The organism is Tautonia sp. JC769 (assembly GCF_040717455.1).
Lineage (GTDB): Bacteria > Planctomycetota > Planctomycetia > Isosphaerales > Isosphaeraceae > Tautonia.
The window spans coordinates 1-4,516 of sequence record NZ_JBFEFH010000056.1 but is presented as its reverse complement, the minus strand read 5'-3'; the positions used below and the strand labels follow the sequence as shown (position 1 = coordinate 4,516).

Sequence of the window (4,516 nt, the reverse complement as noted above, 5' to 3'; positions counted from 1 at the left end):
AAGGCACCCGATGATCGGGGGCCTGCCGCCTGAGGTCGGACGGCGCGAAGCCTCGCAAGGAAAAAGGCCGCGGCGGCCTTCGGCCGGTGGCCGGCCCGGTTGGCCCCGATCCGCGTACCGACCCCGTCAATTACGCCCCCGCCAGCTCCGGATTGCGAGCCGTGGCAAGGCGGTGCTCTCGATCGTCTTGAGGCGCGGTTTCCGTGGAATCGGGGCCCTTGCCGAAGATCAGGTAGAGGACCGGAAGGGCCAGCATCGTCAGCAGCGTATCGCTGACGACGCCGAAGACGACCACCGTCGCCAGCGGCCGCTGCACCTCGGCGCCGATGCCGGTCGAGAGCATCATCGGCACGAACCCCAAGGCCGCCACCGTGCTGGTCATCAGCACCGGACGCAATCGCGCCTCGCGAGCCTGCTCGATCGCCTCCCGCTTGGGGACGCCCCGGCCCATCCGGTCGCGGATGGAGCTGACCAGGACCAGGCCGTCGAGCATCGACACGCCGGCCAGGGCGACGAAGCCGATCCCCGCCGAGATGGTGAACGGCATGTCCATGACCCAGAGCCCCAGCACCCCGCCGACCCGGGCGAACAGCACGCCGGTGAAGATCATCAGGGCGTCGCGCACGGAGCCGAACGACAGGTAGAGCAGGCTGAGGATCAGCCCCAGCGCCAGCGGGACGACCAGGTAAAGCCGCCGCTCGGCCCGGATCAGGTTCTCGTACTGGCCGCCGAATTCGACCGAGTAGCCGGGCGGCAACTCGACCTCCTGGGCGATCCGGTCGCGGGCCTCGTCGACGAACGAGCCCAGGTCGCGCCCCCGGATGTTGGCCTGGACGATGATCCGCCGCAGGCCCCACTCCCGGTTGATCGTCGAGGGGCCCTCGACCTCCTCCAGCCGGGCCAGTTGCGTCAGGGGCAGCCGCTGGCCGGAGGCGGTGGGGATCAGGATGCGGTCCAGGGCCGTCGGGTCGTCGCGATACTCCTCCGGCAATCGGATCGCCAGGGGGAAGCGGCGATCGGGCTCCAGCACCTCGCCGACCTGCAGGCCGCCCGTCGCCCGGACCGCATTCAGGACCTGCTCGGCCGAGACGCCGTGGCGGGCCAGCGCCTCGCGATCGACCTCGACGCGGAGCACCGGCAGGCCGGTCACCTGCTCGGTCGTCACGTCGGCGGCCCCGGAGATCCGCCCGACCACCCGCTGGATCTCCGCCGCCTTCGACTTGAGCGCCTCCAGGTCGGGGCCGAAGAGCTTCACCCCCAGGTCGGCGCGGATGCCGGCGATCATCTCGTTGATCCGCATCTCGATCGGTTGCGTGTAGATCGCCCGCATCCCGGGCAGGACCTCGGTCACGCGGGCCATCCGGGCGACGAGCTGCTCCTGCGTCTCGGCCCTCCTCCACCGGTCGCGGGGCGTGAGGGTGATGAAGACGTCGGTCACCTCCAGGCCCATCGGGTCGGTGGCCACCTCGGCCGTCCCGGTCCGGCTCCAGATGTCCTCGATCTCGTCGGGGAACTCCTCCTTCAGGAAGCGTTCGATGTGCGAGCCGTAGCGGAGCGACTCGTCCAGGTCGACGCCCGCCAGCCGGACCGTATTGATGACGATCGACCCCTCATGGAGGCGGGGGACGAACTCCGAGCCCAGGCCCAGGCCCAGGATCGTCGTGGCCACGGTCACCGAGCCGACGAAGGCCAACGTCAGGGCCGGGTGGTTCAGCGCCCGCCGCAGCAACGGCTGGAAGAGCCAGTGGGCGAACCGATCGACCCGGGTCTCCTTCGCTCGTGCCCGCCGCGACAAACCCAGGGAGGCGAGCACCGGCATCAGCGTCAGCGACAGCACCAGCGAGCCGAGCAGGGCGAAGATGACCGTCATGGCCATCGGGCGGAACAGCTTCCCCTCGGTCCCCTGCAGGGTCAGGATCGGCAGGTACACGATCATGATGATCAGCTCGCCGAACATCGTCGGCCGCCGCACCTCGAGGGCGGCATCGCGGATGATCGCCAGCTTGCTCCGGTTCGATCGGTCGTCCCCGAGGCGGCGGACGCAGTTCTCGACCATGACCACCGAGCTGTCCACCACCAGGCCGAAGTCGATCGCCCCGAGCGACAGCAGGCTGCCGGCGATCCTGACCCGTTGCATCATCGTCACGGCGAAGAGCATCGAGAGCGGGATCGCGCTGGCGACGATCAGGCCGGCCCGGACGTTGCCCAGGAACGCGAAGAGCACGGCGATCACCAGGATCGCCCCGTGGAAGAGATTGTCGCGGACGGTGTGCAGGACCTGGTCGACCAGCTCCGTGCGGCGGTAGAGCACCTCGATCTCGACGCCGGGCGGCAGGGCCCGGGTGACCTCGGCCATCGCCGCGTCGAGGGCGTGGGTCACCTCCCGGGAGTTCTCCCCCATGCGCATGAAGGCCAGGCCGAGCACCGCCTCCCCCTCGCCCCCGGCGGTCACGCCGCCGCGGCGGATGACGTGGCCGATGCCGACCTCGCCGAGGTCCTTGACCCGGACCGGCACGCCGTCCTCGGCCGCGACGACGACGCCGGCGATCTGCTCGACGGTCGTCGTCCGCCCGACTCCTTGCACGAGGCTCGCCTGGCCGGAGCGGACGACGTAGCCGCCGCCGGCGTTCTGGTTGTTGGAACGCAGGGCGGCGATCACGTCGTCGAGCGTCAGGCCGTACTTGGCCAGCAGGTCGGGATCGGTGCGGACCTCGAACTGCTTGACGAAGCCCCCCCAGGCATTGACCTCGGCCACGCCCGGCACCCGCCGCAGGCGAGGGCGGATGACCCAGTCCTGGAGCGTGCGCAGTTCCGCCAGGTCGACCTCGGGATTCTCGCTCCGCAGCAGGTAGTGGTAGATCTCGCCCAGGCCGGTGGCGACGGGGCCCATCGAGGGCCGGGCGATCCCCTCCGGCAGCTCGACCTCGCCGAGCCGCTCGTTGACCTGCTGCCGGGCGAAGTAGATGTCCGTCTCGTCGGTGAAGATCGCCACCACCTGCGAGAAGCCGAACTTCGAGACCGAGCGGACCTCCTGCAGCCCCTTGAGCCCGCCGATGGCATACTCGACCGGGAAGGTGATCAGCCGCTCGACCTCCTCGGGCGACAGCTCCGGCGCGATCGTGTTGATCTGCACCTGGACGGGGGTCGTGTCGGGGAAGGCGTCCAGCGGGAGCTCGAGGGCGGAACGCACGCCGATGAAGACGAGCAGCCCGGTCAGGATCAGGATGACGAAGCGGTTCTTCAGGCTGAAATCGATCAGTGCGCTGAGCATTGGGGGGCACCTCCGTCGGCGGGGCGATCACTCGCAGCAGCCGGCGCCGATGGCGCCCTTCATGATCTCGGTCTTGAGCAGGAAGCCGGCGTCGGTCACGACCTCCTCGCCCGGCTCCAGGCCCCAGGCGACCTCGACGAACCCGTGGCGGTCGGTGGGCCGGATCACGACCCGCTGCGGCCGGAATCGCCCGTCGCCGATCGGCAGGAAGACGAGGTCGGCCCCCTCGTGCCGCTGGAGGGCATCGCGGGGGATGATCGCGACGTCGTGTTCCTGCTCGACCTGGATCCTCGCCCGGCCGAACAGGTTGGCGCGGAGCCGGCCGCCGGGGTTCTCCAGCTCGGCCCGGACGCGGGTCGTGCGCGTCGTCTCGTCGACCTCCGAGCCCACCCAGGTGACGGTGCCCTCGAACGAGGGGGCGTCGGCCGCGCGTCCGGCCCCGGCCGCCTGGAAGCTCACGCGCTGGCCGACCTCCACCCGGTCGATGTCCTGCTCATAGACGTCGACCCACAGCCACATGGTCGCCTTGTCGGCCACGCCGAAGAGCTTGGTCGTCGGCTGGACGGCCTCGCCGAGGACGGCGTGCCGGAAGATGACCGAGCCGCCGATCGGCGAGACGATCTCCAGCGTGCTGGAGGTATCCTTCTCGGCCACGATCCGATCCAGGTCTTCCTCGTCGAGACCGAGATTCCGGAGCGACTGGGAGGCGTCCAGGGAGGCGGCCTCGGCCTGATTCAGGGCGGTCATCGCCTCCAGGACCTGCTTCGAGGCCACGGCGTTGCGCTGGGCGAGGGTCTGGGTGCGATCGTATTCGACCCGGGCCAGGTCGAGGGCCGCCCGGGCCGAGATGAGGCGGGACTTCACGCCGCTGACCTCGGCCGAGTCGACCACGGCCAGGACATCGCCGGCGTGGACCTCGTCGCCGAGGTCGACGCGGATCTCCCGGAGGAAGCCGGAGACCCTCGGGGAGATCTCGGCGTGGCGGTTGCCGTTGTAATCCGTCTCGGCGTTGGCCTCGGCGTGGTGGGCGTGGCGTTCCTCGGCCACCGGCACGGTCTTCAGGCCGATCGTCTCGGACAGGTCGCCGGAGGCGAACCTCACGATCGGGAGCGGCTGGCGGCACGACTCGGGGCGGCCTTCGGCGCGGTGCGTCTTCGGGTCGAGCAGGCATTCGGCACAGAGCGCCTCGGGCGTGTTGTGCGAGGCGCACCAGCCGTCGTCGGGCAGGGCGGCCGAGGTGCCGTG

At 70.3% G+C, this 4,516-nt stretch carries 2 protein-coding genes; both read right to left on the bottom strand.

The window, feature by feature from the left end:
• Positions 1-130: 130 nt before the first annotated feature.
• Entirely contained in the window at positions 131-3,271 is a 3,141-nt protein-coding gene (locus AB1L88_RS26775) for a CusA/CzcA family heavy metal efflux RND transporter (protein ID WP_367099787.1), read from the bottom strand.
• Positions 3,272-3,298: 27 nt separating this feature from the next.
• Positions 3,299-4,516: efflux RND transporter periplasmic adaptor subunit (locus AB1L88_RS26770; protein ID WP_367099786.1), on the bottom strand; the 1,218-nt coding region annotated here is incomplete at its 5' end.